The organism is Bacillus nitratireducens (genome assembly GCF_001884135.1).
Taxonomy (GTDB): Bacteria; Bacillota; Bacilli; order Bacillales; family Bacillaceae_G; genus Bacillus_A; species Bacillus_A nitratireducens.
Map to the genome: position 1 here is coordinate 326,708 of NZ_MAOC01000020.1, position 14,202 is coordinate 340,909.

The 14,202-nt window shown below is 34.5% G+C and carries 15 protein-coding genes and 1 pseudogene; 11 read left to right on the plus strand and 5 right to left on the minus strand.

Annotation, left to right across the window (positions count from 1 at the left end):
* Positions 1 to 8 precede the first annotated feature (8 nt).
* Positions 9 to 623: a LysE/ArgO family amino acid transporter gene (locus BAU23_RS07140; RefSeq protein WP_001287321.1), complete on the minus strand. Its 615-nt coding sequence runs from the start codon at positions 621 to 623 to the stop codon at positions 9 to 11.
* Positions 624 to 741: 118 nt separating this feature from the next.
* Between BAU23_RS07140 and BAU23_RS07145 the strand changes: the two genes are divergently transcribed.
* A complete protein-coding gene (locus tag BAU23_RS07145) occupies positions 742 to 2,187 on the plus strand; it encodes an aminotransferase-like domain-containing protein (RefSeq protein WP_002075546.1) in 1,446 nt (481 codons plus the stop codon).
* A 12-nt stretch (positions 2,188 to 2,199) separates the two neighbouring features.
* Positions 2,200 to 2,367: a DUF3933 family protein gene (locus BAU23_RS07150; protein WP_000816373.1), complete on the plus strand. Its 168-nt coding sequence runs from the start codon at positions 2,200 to 2,202 to the stop codon at positions 2,365 to 2,367.
* A gap of 108 nt (positions 2,368 to 2,475) precedes the next feature.
* Here BAU23_RS07150 and BAU23_RS07155 read toward each other — a convergent pair whose 3' ends face one another.
* Together BAU23_RS07155 and BAU23_RS07160 are read right to left on the minus strand one after the other, a co-directional pair.
* On the minus strand, positions 2,476 to 3,441 hold the full coding sequence (locus tag BAU23_RS07155) for a patatin-like phospholipase family protein (protein WP_000686813.1): 966 nt from the start codon (positions 3,439 to 3,441) through the stop codon (positions 2,476 to 2,478).
* Between the two features lie 87 nt (positions 3,442 to 3,528).
* Positions 3,529 to 3,687, minus strand: a complete 159-nt coding sequence (locus BAU23_RS07160; protein WP_000540422.1) for a YjcZ family sporulation protein — start codon at positions 3,685 to 3,687, stop codon at positions 3,529 to 3,531.
* A 224-nt stretch (positions 3,688 to 3,911) separates the two neighbouring features.
* On the opposite strand from BAU23_RS07160, the gene BAU23_RS07165 reads away from it, so the two are divergent.
* From BAU23_RS07165 to BAU23_RS07180, 4 genes are all read left to right on the plus strand, one after another.
* Positions 3,912 to 4,664, plus strand: a complete 753-nt coding sequence (locus BAU23_RS07165; protein ID WP_071733911.1) for a YwqG family protein — start codon at positions 3,912 to 3,914, stop codon at positions 4,662 to 4,664.
* Positions 4,665 to 4,809: 145 nt separating this feature from the next.
* Positions 4,810 to 5,970, plus strand: coding sequence for a transglutaminase domain-containing protein (locus BAU23_RS07170; protein WP_071733913.1), 1,161 nt, complete (start codon positions 4,810 to 4,812; stop codon positions 5,968 to 5,970).
* A 103-nt stretch (positions 5,971 to 6,073) separates the two neighbouring features.
* Complete coding sequence (locus tag BAU23_RS07175) at positions 6,074 to 6,271, plus strand: DUF4083 domain-containing protein (protein WP_001048107.1); 198 nt, start codon at positions 6,074 to 6,076, stop codon at positions 6,269 to 6,271.
* A 30-nt stretch (positions 6,272 to 6,301) separates the two neighbouring features.
* Positions 6,302 to 6,763 (plus strand): NUDIX hydrolase, encoded by a 462-nt coding sequence (locus BAU23_RS07180; RefSeq protein ID WP_000035007.1) that lies wholly within the window; start codon positions 6,302 to 6,304, stop codon positions 6,761 to 6,763.
* 41 nt (positions 6,764 to 6,804) lie between these two features.
* Here the strand turns inward: BAU23_RS07180 and nadE are convergent, their stop codons facing one another.
* Positions 6,805 to 7,623: an ammonia-dependent NAD(+) synthetase gene (nadE, locus tag BAU23_RS07185; RefSeq protein ID WP_000174884.1), complete on the minus strand. Its 819-nt coding sequence runs from the start codon at positions 7,621 to 7,623 to the stop codon at positions 6,805 to 6,807.
* 271 nt (positions 7,624 to 7,894) lie between these two features.
* Here nadE and BAU23_RS07190 point away from each other — a divergent pair, with 271 nt between their 5' ends.
* The 3 genes from BAU23_RS07190 (at position 7,895) to BAU23_RS07205 (ending at position 11,419) form a co-directional block, all read left to right on the plus strand.
* The gene (locus BAU23_RS07190) at positions 7,895 to 9,775 is read left to right on the plus strand and encodes an ABC transporter permease (RefSeq protein ID WP_071733915.1); all 1,881 of its coding nucleotides are present in this window, start codon (positions 7,895 to 7,897) and stop codon (positions 9,773 to 9,775) included.
* Between the two features lie 119 nt (positions 9,776 to 9,894).
* Positions 9,895 to 10,182 (plus strand): AbrB/MazE/SpoVT family DNA-binding domain-containing protein, encoded by a 288-nt coding sequence (locus BAU23_RS07195; protein WP_000648281.1) that lies wholly within the window; start codon positions 9,895 to 9,897, stop codon positions 10,180 to 10,182.
* A 286-nt stretch (positions 10,183 to 10,468) separates the two neighbouring features.
* The gene (locus tag BAU23_RS07205; protein ID WP_071733917.1) at positions 10,469 to 11,419 is read left to right on the plus strand and encodes a serine protease; all 951 of its coding nucleotides are present in this window, start codon (positions 10,469 to 10,471) and stop codon (positions 11,417 to 11,419) included.
* A gap of 40 nt (positions 11,420 to 11,459) precedes the next feature.
* Here the strand turns inward: BAU23_RS07205 and BAU23_RS07210 are convergent, their stop codons facing one another.
* Entirely contained in the window at positions 11,460 to 11,768 is a 309-nt protein-coding gene (locus BAU23_RS07210) for an ArsR/SmtB family transcription factor (protein ID WP_001259917.1), read from the minus strand.
* Between the two features lie 108 nt (positions 11,769 to 11,876).
* Between BAU23_RS07210 and BAU23_RS07215 the strand changes: the two genes are divergently transcribed.
* On the plus strand, positions 11,877 to 12,812 hold the full coding sequence (locus tag BAU23_RS07215; RefSeq protein ID WP_071733919.1) for an aldo/keto reductase: 936 nt from the start codon (positions 11,877 to 11,879) through the stop codon (positions 12,810 to 12,812).
* 50 nt (positions 12,813 to 12,862) lie between these two features.
* Positions 12,863 to 14,039, plus strand: a pseudogene (locus BAU23_RS07220) (MFS transporter).
* Positions 14,040 to 14,202: the final 163 nt, after the last annotated feature.

Sequence of the window (14,202 nt, forward strand, 5' to 3'; positions counted from 1 at the left end):
TTCGTTCATTAAGAATAAATAACTTGTTTTAACATATAAAGTGCGACACCCCATATGATAAGACCAGAAAATTTATTTAATAATAAGATTGTCTTTCCAGTTGAGTCTATTCTTTTTAGAAATTTCCCCGCTAAAGCTAAGCTTATAAACCAAATCCAAGAAACGATAATAGTTGCAAAAGTGAAAGCCCATTTTTCACTTCCTATGTATTGGATAGAGTTTGTTCCAATTACACCAATTGTGTCTAAAATTGCGTGTGGATTGAGTAATGAAACCGATGCTGCGAAAATAATTTGATTTTTTAAAGGCATACTTTTTTCTTGTTTTACATCATTTGCAGGATCGCTTCTCCAAATAACCCAGCCCATATACATAAGAAAGAAAAATCCAATCAAATACAAGGTGGTTGTTAACCAAGAAAAAGTTAGAAGCACAAGGGAGACACCCTGTACAGCAATTAAAATTAGCAACGTATCACATATAGATGCAGTTAATACTACAGGGGCTACTCTCCAAATATTTGGTTGGCTCGCACCTTGGTTAAAGACAAAAACATTTTGGACACCTAATGGAATAATAAGACCAAATGCAAGGATGATACCGTGAATAATTGCTTCACTCATCATATTACCTCCTACTTAATGTGATTAATTATGATAGTGTATATTGTATAGAAGAAATGAAAGTTTGTATCCATCCATATGGTTGGATAGGTTACCAACCAAAAAAATGTGAGGTGATATGATGGAAAGGTTAGTTTGGAAACCTAATATGTCTTCACCTATTCCATTATATAAACAAATAGAATCTTATATAAAAGAAAGAATTGTTAATGGGGAATGGACAGTTGGAACTAAATTACCTTCACAAAGAGATTTGGCGCAAACGTTTGAAGTAAATCGAAGTACAATTGTAATGGCTTTCGATGAATTAGTAGCAAAAGGGTATATTGAGGGGAATGGCCGGAAGGGAACAATTGTAATAAATAATAGTGAGAGTACTGCCACATATGCACCCCCTCCTAACTGGCGGTCCTATGTGGAAACAGGGCTTCATTATCCAAATCTTCCTGCTGTACAAGAGATTAATCAAGCTGAATTTACGCCCAATGTAATTCGATTAGGAACAGGTGAGCTCGCGCCGAGCCTCTTACCTGAGAAAAAGATGAAGGAAGTTATTAATAAAATTTTACAATCAAATGTTACACTTGGGTATGAGGAACCGAAAGGAAATCTTTATTTAAGAGAAAAAATTGCGGAATATTTAAAAGGGCATGGGGTATATGTATCTCCTGACTCTATTTTAATTGTTTCAGGGGCAATTCAAGCACTGCAACTTATTTCTATGGGGCTTCTTCCGAAAGGAGCGTCAATTTTATTAGAAAAACCATCATATTTATATTCGCTTAATGTATTTCAATCAGCAGGAATGCGTTTAATTGGAATACCAATGGATGAGAATGGTTTAAATGCATCATATATTACGAAATATAAGAAGCAATTTAATGCATCTATTTTATATACAATCCCGTCTTTTCATAATCCGACGAACTTTAGTATGAATGCGAAGAAACGAATAGAAGTGATGGAAATCTGTAATGAAATTGGATTGCCTATTATAGAGGACGCGGTGTACCAAGACTTATGGTTTGATGAGCCTGTTTCAAAGCCTTTAAAAGCATATGATAAAAACGGAATTGTACTACATATAGGGAGTATGTCTAAAGTAATTAGTCCGGGATTAAGAATTGGATGGATTGTTGGATCTGAGCCAGTCATTCAAAGATTGGCAGACATAAAAATGCAAACAGATTATGGTTCAAGTTCTATATCCCAGCAAATTGCAGCGGAATGGTTTACAAATGGATTGTATGATGAACATTTACAGTTTGTAAGAATTAAGTTGAAAAAGCGCAGAGATTTTATGTTACAAATGTTAGAGAAATATTGTCATGATATAGCAACATGGTATGAACCGGCAGGTGGTTTTTATATTTGGTTACATATGAATGTACCCGTTTCGAACCGTAGCTTATTTGACAAAGCTTTGCAAGAAAAGATTTTATTAAATCCAGGTACTTTGTATGATAGAAGTGCAAACCAATTTTTGCGCCTATCATATTCATACGCAACGCTAGAAGAAATTGAAATAGGTATAAAAAAGCTTGCACAACTAATGAAAATGTAAGAGGAGAAAATAATGAAACAATATGTAATTTGCCAAATTATCGATGGGGATAAATATTTAGCTGCTTATGCGGAGACGAAGCGGGATGCAATTGAAAAAGCAGAATTGTTAGGATTACGAACGGGAAATCGATACACAGTTATTACTGCGGAGGAAGCTGAAGGGTTAACTTATCCTTAAGCAACGTATAATAATTATGCAAGAAGTAAATAAGCCTAGTAATATATGATATTACTAGGCTTATTTTTTTTGAAAGTGTTACGTGTTCTCGTATGAAAAATAATAGTATTATGAGTCAAGTTGACGGAAATACCGATTTGTTTTTCGATCCTGATTTCCGTCTCTATATTCATCAACATATTGCCTGAAGTTCCAAGATTGTAAAAATTTATTTGCAGCGTTATAACCAGAATTGTAAAGCCACTCTTTTTCTTCCTTTGTTAACTCAAAGTTTGTACTTGTAATGGATCCCGTTGGAATTGTAATCGTTCTTGCTTTAGATTCTTTATCTAAATGGCGTAAATCATGGGCTTGCATCATGGTTTTAAATAGTCCTTTGAACATGGAGATAGGCTCGTTATAGTGGGCAGGATCAGCTTGAATCTCATCTTTTACAAAATGAAATCCAAAAGTCGGCCAGCGAGGAGAGGTAGGTGAGTCGAAAATCCAAATGGGGTAATTGCTTAAAATCCCTCCATCAACCATATAACAAGGTTGCTTCCATTTCGGGGTTCTCCATTTTACGGGTTCAAAGAAGAAGGGGATTGTACTACTCATTCTTACAGCTTTAGCAATAGAGAAGCGATAATTTAAAAATCCATAGTTCGGCAAATCATCGGGGAAGATAACCATTTTACCATTACTTATATCAGAAGCGATGATTTTAAGCTTATTTAAATCAGGTAAATCTGTAAATAAGTGAACTCCTTTTTTGCGAAGTAATTCTTCAATCCATTCTTCTATAAAAATATTAGAGTAAATACCAAGAGTAGTCCATGCGCTTAATCCTTTGCCGATAAACGGGATTCTGTCAATAAAGGTTCTCTTCGTAAATGTATTATAATCAATATCAGTTATAATCGTTTTTAACTCTGAACAAGAATATCCTGCTGCTAGGAGCGCTGCGATAATGGAACCAGCTGATGTTCCAGCTACACGCTCCCATTCATAGCCTTTTTCAGCTAACGCGCAAATTGCCCCTACATGCGCAATTCCGCGTACACCGCCTCCTTCAAAAACACCATCAATCTTCATCAAGCATACTTCCTTTCGAATAAAATATTTAAAAATGGCAAAAAAGCACGTATTGTACGTGCTTTTTTACAATAGTTTTTAAGTTTACTAGCAGCCTACAAAGCCGCCCCAACAGCTAGCGCCGATGATGATTAGAAGGATAAATAAAACGATTAATAAAGCGAAACCTCCATAACCACATCCACCACAACTACCGCCGTAACCGTAACCACCGCCGTAACCGCCGCAACTATATCCGTAACCCATGTGGAATTCCTCCTTAAATTAAAAATAAAAATGAACGAGGGGAAAATGTACTGGAAGAAATAAAGAACTATCGTGTTTGTAGGAACAATGTATACTATGCTTTTTTAAACTTGTTCGCGTACGAGGGATAAGCCCGTTTTTTGGAGGGCTTGTTGATTTTACGATAAATGGAGTATAATCTTTGTGCTATGATACAAATAAGTATGTAAATGTAAGGAGAATTTATGGATAAAAAAATTGAAGTATTAATTGATAAATATGGACTGTCACATTTAAAAGAGGAACTTATTCATACTGTATTTCCTTGTGTAAAAGTTGTGCCAAAGCAACAAGAAATGATTGCGATAGGTAGTTCGAAAATAGGGGGAGTTCCTGATTTACCGGATTCATTTGAATACCCAATGTATAAAGGAAATCCGTTACAGTTTATCGCTCAATTAAATTTAAATGATTTACAAAATGTTGGTATGGATCACAATCTTCCTAAGACAGGGATGTTATATTTCTTTAGCATTGAAAATTACTTTGAAGAAGATGTGAATCCAACTGAAGCGGGGCGTGTACTTTATTATGATATTCCTGTAGAGCAATTACGAAGAGCAGATGAAACGCAAGCGAAGTATACTCAATGCGCAATTACTTTTGAACTGACTTATAAATTACCAGAACTTTTCATTGAAGATGAGGCAGATTCAGATCGTTTCTTGCAATTACTGGAGGAGCTAATTCCAGACAACTATGATAATCATCAAATGTTTGGGGAGCCATTCTCTGTACAAGATGAGGTATTGTACGAGATTGGAAAATATATGGGGATAGATCCACAGCATATGACGCTTTTATTCCAAATTGATTCAGATACTAAAAATTGTAATATGATGTGGGGAGATTTAGGGATGCTTTATTTCTGTATTGGAAATGAAGATTTAAAAAATCGACGTTTTGAAAATGCATGCTGTGTGTTACAAACTTGTTAATGAAGAAGGTTGTTCTTGTAAAAAGAGCAACCTTTTTACAATGTTAAATATGCATAATCTCATATGACCTATTTTGAAAAATATTGTATACTCTGAAACTATACGATACTTTTTCGTATAGTTATAGAATGTAAGGAGTGACAAGATGGGAAAGACAAGTAAGTATGTAACAGCTGCCGCACTTTGTTCAACTATAGTAATGGGAGGCTTACAGGCGTCAGCTGTATCTTATGCGGCTACGGATCAGACTACAGTGACAACACAATCAGATGCGAAGTTGTTAAATGATTTCAGAAAAGAATTAAAAAAACAGATTGATAATCGAGATGAAAATATTACAATCGCATATAAAACAAAAGATAGAAATGCTAGAGATGTTATGGACCAATTGTATAGTGAGTTTAATAAAATTGTAGATGTAGATGAGTATGTAAAATATAATGTAGCCTCTACTAAATACTCTATTAAAGGGCTGCCGGGGAACTATACGTTTACACTGCAAGTGAAATACCGTGAATCAAAAGAGCAAACACAATATGTAAAATCTCAGACAAAAACAATTATCGGTTCAATTGTAAAACCAGGAATGGATGAACATGAAAAAGTGAAAGCTATTCATGATTATGTTGTGAAACATGTATCCTATGATACTTCTTATCAAGCATATACAGCATATGAAGCGTTAGCGAACCGTTCTGCAGTTTGCCAAGGATATACATTATTAACATATGAGTTACTAAAAGAAGCGGGTATTCAAAATCATATTGTAACAGGTACAGGAAATGGACAAGCTCACGCATGGAATTTAGTGAACATTGACAACAAGTGGTACCACCTTGATACTACATTCGATGATCCAGTGCCAGATAAAGCTGGGCGTGTGACATATTCATATTTTAATATGTCTGACGAGCAATTAAGTAAAGACCATGAATGGGATCGTAGTAAATATCCAGCAGCAACTACAAGTTACTTTGGTGAATTAACGAACAAAATAAAAGCTGATAGTTCAAAAACTGCTGTATATGAACAGATGTTAAAAGAAACGAATTTAAAATATTTGTCTGCACAATACGGGGCAGAAAATTACAGTGAATTTAAGAAAAAATTACAGCAACAATTCGCTTCTAAGCCAGAAAAAGTAGAAGTACGATATAAGCAGTCCATGGATGGAACAATGCAAGATATAAAGAAAGTACTAGATGAAATAACTTGGCCAAAAGGTGCAAAGCGTGTATCTTATCAAGTTGCGCCATATAGTGCAATGGCAGGTTATTCATTAGCGACAATTACATTTACGTATTAAGAAATGAAAAAGAGCATCTGTAAAAGGTGCTCTTTTTCTTATGTATTACTTTGAAAAATCAGAATTATGGGATAAACTAAAAGAGGAAGGATGTGGAATCTGAATGAATTTGTTCGAAAGTAATATATTTACATTGATATATACTTGTTTAGTAATCGGACTTATCGTTTTGTTTTTCCTATCATTTACTTTGTTTGTTAGAAGGTTATTGCAAAACAGCGCTGCAAAAAAACAACATGTGATCAATATGAACCAGAAGCTAGATCGAATTATTGAATTGCTTGAAAAAGATAAGAAATAGCGATAGAAGATGTATGAAAAGGGGAAGAAGATGGCTAATTATATAAAAGAATTACGTGAAAAAGTAGGGCATGATTATGTTATTTTGAATTTTGCAGGTGGTTGTGTATTTAATGAACTTGGTGAAGTGCTTCTGCAAAAAAGAGGAGACTTTAATGCTTGGGGATTTCCGGGCGGTGCAATGGAAATCGGGGAATCTGCTGCAGAAACTGCGATTCGAGAAATTAAAGAAGAAACAGGATATGATGTGGAAATTGATGAGCTCATTGGTGTGTATACGAAATATTTTCAAAAATATCCGAATGGAGATCAGGCACAGGCAATTGTAATATTCTTTAAGTTTTCAATCGTTGGAGGGAACAAAAAAATAGACGGCGATGAAACATTAGATCTGAAGTTTTTCCCGTTAGACAAAATGCCGCCATTGTTTAATAAACAACATGAAGATTGCTTGCAGGATTTATTAGAGAAAAGAGTAGGGGTATTTCGTTAACATAAAAAAGAAGCTAATTTTATTAGCTTCTTTTTTATGTTCTATTTCCACCAATCATCAAACATGGATGCTGGGACTTGTCTTTTATGTTCACTCACTTTGTAACGCTTCTCGATCTTTTCAGCAACGTCAGCTGGAACTGCTTTACCTTCTAAATAGTCATCTAATTGATCGTAAGTAATACCTAATTCTGTTTCATCAGCTTGACCTGGTTTTTCATCTAATAAATCAGCTGTTGGCATTTTTAAGTAAAGTCGCTCGTCTGCACCTAATTCTTGTAATAAAGCACGTCCTTGGCGCTTCGTTAAACCTGTTAATGGTAATAAATCTGCACCACCATCTCCGAATTTTGTGAAGAAACCTGTTACAGCTTCCGCAGCATGATCGGTTCCGATAACAAGTAGTCCTTGTTGTCCGCCGATTGCGTATTGTGTAACCATGCGAATGCGTGCTTTTACGTTTCCTTTATTGAAATCTGTTAATGATTCACCTAATAAGTTTTCATATTGATTTGAGAAGGAATCAACAGTTGAAGCGATATCAAAAGCAACAGATTGATCGGCTTGAATAAATTGTAATGCTAATTGTGCATCATCTTCATCTTTTTGTACTTTGTACGGAAGACGTACGGAGATAAACGTTGCGTTACCACCTTCATTACGAATTTCCTCAACTGCAAGCTGAGCTAAGCGTCCAGCTAATGTAGAGTCTTGTCCACCACTAATTCCAAGTACAAATCCTTTCGCACCTGTTTTTTTTACATAATCTTTTAAGAAATCAACACGTTTACGGATTTCTGCTTTCGGATCAATTACAGGCTGAACATGTAATGCTTTCATAATTTGTTCTTGTAATGTCATTATGTTTTCCTCCTATTCGTTTTAAAGCAGTAAATAAGTTTATATGTATATTGGTACATACTTCTACCCTTTATTATTTCGCAAAACTAACGAATATACAATAGGATGCGTGTATGAATATGAATGAAGTTATTATAAATAAACTGTTTTGTATAAGCAATTTTTTAAACCTTTCAATAATGTAAGGTTTTTGTCATTTGAATCGATGGAAGGTATTTCCGAATTTTACTAATATAAAAAAGCATAGTTAGTAGAAGGGCGGAGAAGTAGTATGAACATTAGAGAACTTGCATTTCGAAATGTAACGCGAAATAGACGAACATATTCAGCATATTTTTTGAGTAGTGCATTTGCTATTATGGCCTTTTTTGTGTATTCATTTTTTGCGTTCCATCCGGCATTAAGTGCGGGAGAATTAGGACAGTACGTATTCGTAAGTATGTCTTTTGCGCAGTCAATTATTTACTTATTTACATTCTTCTTTATTTTATATTCAATGGGAATGTTTTTAAAAACGAGAAAGCGTGAACTAGGAATTTTAATGATGCTTGGTATGACGAAATACCAATTAAAGCGTCTTATCTTTTTTGAAAATATCATGATTGGAATAGGGGCGATAATTTTCGGAATTCTGTCAGGTATGTTCTTTTCAGGAATATTAATATTTGTAGCCCCGATGATATTGAAACTAGATATCTCTTTATCCTATTACATACCGATGAAAGCGATTGTTGTAACGAGTATTATGTTTTTTGTATTATTTATGATTATTTCATTATTTAGTGCAGGAATGATTCGAAAAAATAAAATTATGAAATTGTTTAGAGGATCAGCAGAAGCGAAGCCGGAACCGAAAGCATCTATAATTTCTTCTATATTAGCAGTAGTATTGCTTAGTGCGGGTTATGCGGGAGCGCTTATGTCACATGGTGCAATGGTATTTGTGATGATGATTCCTGTTACAACGGTAGTCATTATTGGTACGTATTTGCTGTACAAGCAGTTGAGTGTCTTTATTATTAGACTATGTAAAAAAAGTAAACGTTTCTATTGGACACAGACAAATATTATTACTTTGTCAGATTTAGCATACCGTATGAGAGATAATGCAAGGATGTTCTTTATTGTAACGATTATTTCAACTGTAGCATTTTCAGCAATAGGTACATTAGTTGGTTTCGCATCAATGACGAAAGGAATTATGGAGAGACCAATTGCGTTTCATTACCACTCTAAGCAAGGAAATAGTAATGAATCACAGCATTTGAAGATCATTGACGAGGGATTAAAGAAACATAATATAGCAGCTTCAAAAATACATATTTCATCGAAGAAAACGGAGGAGCAGTCGTTAAGAAGCTCCATTTTTATAAAAGAATCAGATTATAAGGAGTATGCAAAGTTAACAGGGGAACCGTTTAATACTTTATCAGACAAAGAAGCCCTATTTCTGTCAGTAGAAATACCAGGGCCACCGATAAAGGAAAGAAAAGAAATTTCTTTCCCAAATGCCAATGAGCCCTTAAAGGTGAAAAAAGTTAATACTTCTTCATTAAGTAAAATACTAAGAGGTAATGTTTATGTAATCTCTAAAATTCAATATGATGCATTACAAGATGGATTTAAAGAAGAAAAAGATTATATGTATAAAACAAAAGGAATGAAAGATGAAATTGAGGTTGGTAAAGAGCTTACGCATCAGATTAAGCCCTATCAAGAACATGCAACGTTTAGTGCAGAAGAGTACGATCAAAATCAAAGTTTACAAATTGCAGGACCCATTTTATTTGTAGGTTTCTTTATTGGTATTGTATTTTTTGTTTGTGCAGGAAGCTTCCTTTACTTCCGCTTATTTTCTGATTTGGAGGATGATGCTCGTTTATTTGAAATGATTCGAAAAGTTGGATTGACGAGAGGCGAATTATCGAAAGTAGTCACAATCCGCCTAGCGCTTTTATTCTTCGTTCCAGTTGGAGTTGCAACATTGCACGGGGCAGTAGCATTAACTGCGTTAGGACAAATGTTTGAGTACTCACTGTTTAAAGAGAATACGATTGTATTAAGTATTTTTGTAAGTATTCAGGTTTTGTATTTCATCATTATACGAGCTCGTTATTTAAAACAATTGAAAGAAAGATTGAATATTCTTTAAATGTGTTTTTTTAACTTTTGTACTATATTTTCTAAAAAGAGTAAGCCATTACCAAATATATAGTGATAAAATGAAAATAGCGAGGTGAAAAAAATAATAGAGAGTAAGGGGGGAGTAACATGAAAGCAACAGGAATTATTCGAAAAGTAGATGAATTGGGACGGATAGTTATTCCTAAAGAATTACGAGATGTATTAGGAATACAAATCAAATCACCACTTGAAATTTTTGTAGAAGAAGACAAAGTCATTTTACAAAAATATCAACCTTACAATGCTTGTCAAATAACAGGTGATGTTTCAGATCAAAATATTTCATTAGCAAATGGAAACATTACTGTTAGTATAGAAGGCGCAAAACATGTAATAAAAGAAATTGAGCAGTTTTTGAAAAAGAGTGAGATTTAGTCTTAATTTATTCCGCTATTTGTGGGAGTCGGGCTGCCCGTAAAAGCCCCGATTGGTGAGGGCTAATAATCAGTGGAGATGAACAATCCCCTTGTTGATTATGGTTTCACTTTATATTATTTTATTAAAAAACTGAAAAAGAAAAGGACCATAATAGGTCCTTTTCTTTTGTTTATTGAGAAACATTTGAGAGGAAGGGAAATGCAACGAATAAAACGAATGTTAAATATAAACGTATTCCATAGTGGTCTAAAATGAAAATAATACATTTTCAGGAGGGATTACGATGAATAGTAGTACAGCGAATAAACAAAAAGGTATACAATTAATTCCGTTTACTGTAAATAAGGTGGTTGAACAAGTAAATGAAATTCCACCAGGTGTACAGCTGATTCATGCTCCGCAAGTATGGGAAAAGAGCGCGAAAGGGAAAGACATTGTCGTTGCTGTTTTAGATACAGGTTGTGATGTAAATCATGTAGATTTAAAAGATCGTATTATTGGTGGGAGAAATTTCACGAAAGATTATGAAGGAGATCCCAATGTGTACCTTGATAATAATGGGCATGGTACTCATGTAGCGGGGACGATTGCAGCGACTGAAAACGGTGTCGGTGTTTTAGGAGTCGCACCACTTTCTAAAATGTTAGTTTTAAAAGTATTAGCTGGAGATGGTTCTGGAAGTTATGAGCAAATTATTGAGGCCATTCATTATGCTGTAAATTGGAGAGGACCGAATAAAGAGAAAGTGAGAATTATTTCAATGTCACTTGGTGGTCCGCAAGATGTACCAGAATTACATGAAGCTATTCAAAATGCGGTAAAACAAGACGTACTTGTCGTGTGCGCTGCAGGAAATGATGGAGATTGTAACGATGATACGGAAGAATTAGATTTTCCAGGTGCTTATTCTGAAGTAATTGAAGTAGGTGCTGTTAATTTAGAGCGGAAAATTTCATGCTTTAGTAATTCAAATCAAGAAATTGATTTAGTAGCGCCAGGTGATGAAATACTGTCTACGTATCCAGAGGGGAAATATGCAGTATTAAGTGGTACTTCAATGGCGACGCCGCATGTCGCTGGGGCGCTAGCGCTTCTCATAAAGCAGTGTGAAAGAGAGTATGGTAGAAAATTATCAGAGCCAGAAATATACGCGCAACTTATAAAAAGGACTGTACCTTTAGGGTATGAACGTACATCTGAAGGGAATGGATTAATAGATTTATTAAAAGAATAGTAATGACTAAAAAACATCTCATATTTATATGAGATGTTTTTTAGTATGGTAATGTCGCATGTATTACAACATCTAATAAACCAGGAAATCTAGCATTTAAATCATCTTCACGAATTGAAATGAAACGTTGTGTGCCTTCAAGGCGTGTATACATAACACCAGATTCACGTAACACTTTGAAATGGTGAGATAAAGTTGATTTCGCAATTGGAATGTTTAACGCGCCACAAGATTGTTCATTTTTCTCTAGTAGCATAGTTACAATTTGTAAACGAATTTGATCGCTAAGTGCGTATAAGACAGAAGAGAATTGAATTTCTTCTCGATTAGGATGATAGAGAGTACGCATTTTTTCACCTACTTGTATAAGTTAATATATTTGCACTATAACATATGAAGTGGTATATTTCTATTGTTCGAATATATTCGAACAATAGAAATATAGGGGGGAGAAAAAATGAAGTATACAAAATTACAAAAGGCAGGACTAAATATTTCGAAGTTGGGGTTAGAAACAAACGCTGTAGGGGGGCATAATTTATATGCTGATGTGAATGAGGAAGAAGGAAAACGATTAATAGAAGAAGCTATCCAGCAAGGGATTACATTTTTTGATACAGCGGATTCATACGGATTCGGTAGATCAGAGGAATTGGTAGGAGAAGTATTGAAAGGAAAACGCCAAGAAGTTGTACTTGCTACAAAAGGTGGAATACAACCGTTATTAAATGGAGAGGTTTATATTAATAATGAACGAAGCTATTTAAGAAATGCTGTGGAAAATAGCTTAAGAAGATTACAAACTAATTATATTGATTTATATTATTTACATTTTACAAATCCTGAAACAAGTTACATAGATTCAATTGGAGAGCTTACTCGCCTAAAAGAAGAAGGGAAAATTCGTTCAATTGGAATATCTAACGTTAATGTAGAGCAATTAAAAGAAGCGAATCAGCACGGACATATAGATGTTGTACAATCACCGTATAATATGTTGGATCGTGCTGCTGGGGAAGAAGTTTTGCCATATTGTATAGAATCAGGTATTTCATTTATTCCGTACGGGCCTCTTGCCTTTGGCATACTAGGTGGAAAATATACAGAAGATTTCAAATTGAATGAAGGGGATTGGCGTCAAAGTGTAAATCTATTTGAAGAAAATACATATAAGAGTAACTTTAAGAAAGTTGAGAAGTTAAAGGGCTTAGCTAAAGAAAAGAATCTCGAAGTATCGCATTTAGCTTTAGCGTGGTTATTAAACAAAAAAGGAATTGATACTGTTATTCCTGGCGGGAAGTGGGCAGAGCAAATAAGAGAAAGTGTAAGAGCGGTGGAAGTTTCATTGAATGAGAAGGTTATGAAAGAGATTGAATCTATTTTAGAAGCTTAGTTGAAAAGAGGGATAGTTCCCTCTTTTTTATATAAAAGGAGAAGATTTAAATGAAAAGAGTACTAGCTGTATTCTTTACGATAATGTTTATGATTGGTACAGATACGTTCTTAATTTCACCACTCTTGCCGATATTACAACAGGTGTATCATGTATCAACTGAATTATCAGGATGGATGGTGAGTTCATATGCTCTAGGATACGCTGGATTTGCGCTTATCGCTGGTCCTATATCAGATGGCTTAAACAGAAAAAAAGTGATGGTATTAGGAATGAGTTTTTTTGCATTAAGTACATTTTTGTGTGGAATGGCCCCGAGTTTTTTATGGATGCTAACATTTAGATTTTTAGCAGGTGTAAGTGCAGCTTTTGTATCTCCACAAGTATGGGCATCTATTCCGCTCCTTATAAAGAAGAAGCAAATTGTAAAAGCAATTGGAATTGCAACAGCAGGGTTATCAATCTCCCAAATTTTAGGACTGCCAATTGGAGCATATTTAGCAACGATACATTATACAACACCATTCTTCGTCATTGGTATATTATCAGCACTACTTGTCGTTCTTATTTATGTTACATTACCAGAAATACAACCAGTTCAAATAGGTGGAAATGAAAAAAATATATTAAAGCGCTATAAGCAATTACTTAGAGATTCAAAGGTTTCACTTTCTTATTTTGCATATTTTGTTTTTCAAACTGGTAATTTTGCAGCATTTTCATTCTTTGGTGTGTGGCTTTCCAGTCAATTTGGCTTACAAGTTCATGAAGTAGGTACAGCTATGCTCGTATTAGGATTGGGAAATTTAACCGGTAACATTTTTGGGCCGAGAATCGTAAATAAAATTGGTTATAGCATTTCTTTCTATGGTGGAATTGTATTTACAGCAGTGCTATATGTCATACTTCCTCATTTAAAGAACATTATATTTGTAGAGTTATTTTTTCTTTGTTTTATTTTTTGTGACAGGAATTTTGTTTGTATTGATGATGGGGCGCTTACAAAATATGTCTAGTATAGCAAGAGGAACAGGAGCAGCTCTTGCTAATGCTTCTATGTATATTGGCCAAATGATTGGAGCGGCAATAGCAGGAATGTTATTTGCAGCATCTCACAATTTTATACTTGTAGGTAGTTTTACTGCGCTACTATATATAGGAGCTTTATTTTTGTTTAGAAAAAGCGAAAGGCTTAATGAAGATAGTGAAACAGGAATTGCATCATAAAGCATTTAAAAATAAATCGGGGAAATCCAAAAAATAAAAAATCCCTAAAGAGATAGGGATTTATATATCGGCATATAGTTCCTTGGAAAAGGATAAACTTAGCTTACCATACTGGAGTACGTATATTTGTGAAATAGATGTGAAAGTAATGTGAAAAATGCCG